The sequence below is a fragment of the Amycolatopsis sp. NPDC006131 genome (genome assembly GCF_040614175.1).
Lineage (GTDB): Bacteria > Actinomycetota > Actinomycetes > Mycobacteriales > Pseudonocardiaceae > Amycolatopsis_E > Amycolatopsis_E tucumanensis.
In genome coordinates this window covers 1-1,403 of sequence record NZ_JBEXTX010000245.1, presented here as the reverse complement: position 1 = coordinate 1,403, position 1,403 = coordinate 1, and the positions used below count along the sequence as shown (strand labels likewise).

Annotated in this window: 1 protein-coding gene and 2 pseudogenes; all 3 read left to right on the top strand. The window is 72.3% G+C overall.

Annotated features, from left to right (window positions below):
- Positions 1 to 287, top strand: a pseudogene (locus ABZ215_RS43750) (hypothetical protein); the annotation flags it as partial.
- Positions 287 to 1,147, top strand: a complete 861-nt coding sequence (locus tag ABZ215_RS43745; RefSeq protein WP_354956856.1) for a chromosome partitioning protein — start codon at positions 287 to 289, stop codon at positions 1,145 to 1,147. The pseudogene ABZ215_RS43750 and the gene ABZ215_RS43745, both read left to right, overlap by 1 nt.
- A pseudogene (locus tag ABZ215_RS43740) lies at positions 1,144 to 1,403 on the top strand (hypothetical protein); the annotation flags it as partial. The gene ABZ215_RS43745 and the pseudogene ABZ215_RS43740, both read left to right, overlap by 4 nt.

Genomic DNA, 1,403 nt, shown 5'->3' with positions numbered 1-1,403 from the left:
GGCAGGCGATCGCCGCGCTGGCGCTCAAGCCCGGCCAGTTTCCGCCGGAGATCGCTGGCGGAGCGCGTGTCGCGGTGGTGTTCGTGCCTGGGCAAGCCGGGACCGCGACCAGTCCGCCTGCCGATGGTGGAACGGTTTGGCCCGCGGTGGTGACCAGCGTGGCCAGTGCCCCGAACGACCAGACGACGGTGGTCTCGGTGCAGTTGGCCGAAGCCTCCGCACGTCAGGTCGCCGCGGTCCCGGCTGGGCAGTTGTCGCTCGTGATGCTCGCTGCGGGAGGTCGTTGATGCTCGTCTCGGTGCTGTCGTTGAAGGGGTCTCCTGGCGCGACCACGTTCGCCGTGGCCCTGGCCGCGCGGTGGCCTGCCCCAGCTCGGGCTGTGGTGGTGGAAGCGGACGCGTCCGGCGGCGACCTCGCCGTGCGGTTCTCGTTGACTTCGACGCCCGGCCTGGTGAGCTTGGCGGCGGCCGCGCGCCGTGGCGGTAACGCCGACCTGGTGTGGCAGCACACGCAACACCTTCCGGGCGGGCTACCGGTGATCGCCGCTCCCCCTGATGCCGACCAGGCACGTGCCGCGCTGTCGGCCCTGGCCCAGCCGACCAGCGGCCTGGACTTGTTGCGAGAGGTCACGAGGCAGGCGGGCGTTGTGGCCGTTGTGGACTGTGGGCGGGTGGACCCCGGCTCGCCGGTGCTGCCGATTGTGCGCTCCTCCGACGCGATCGTTGTCCTGTCCCGAGCGCACGCCGACGATCTCGCCCACCTTCCGCGCAGGTTGCCGAGCGTGGCCCGCTGGAGCCCCAACCCGGTGCTGCTGCTGACTGGTCCTGGCTATTCCACCGCTGAGGTCGCGCGCGAACTCGGCGTTGCACCGCTGGGCCGGGTGCCGGACGATCCGCGAGGCGCCGCGGCGCTGTGCGGCCGGGCTGCGGCACCACGATGGTTGCCGGGCCGCTCCGCGCTCGGGCGGTTCGCGGAGAAGGTCGCCGCGGAGTTGGCTGCGCGGCAACGTCCACCCTCGCCCGAACCTGAGCCACCTCGACTGGACGCGCCGTTTCCGGTTCTGCAAGCGGTCCCCGGTATTCCACCCGCAGCTGTCTCGCCCAACGGGGTGCGTCCGGCGCCGTCCCCGGAAGGACCGACGTCATGACGCTGCCGACGGCACCGGGATTGAGCAGGGACGTGCTCCCGGACGGCGCGAACCGGTTGCGCCAGCACCTACGCCAGCGGGTGAACGCCGAGCTGCCACGGCGAGTCGCTGAGCAGCAAGACCGCACCGGCACCACCGCGACCAGGGAAGCGCGGCGTGAGCTGGCGCGCGGGATCATCGACGACGCGCTGCGCTCCCACACCGAGAACGAGCTGGCCGCCGGACGGGAACTGCTCCCCCGCGAGGTCGAGCAGCG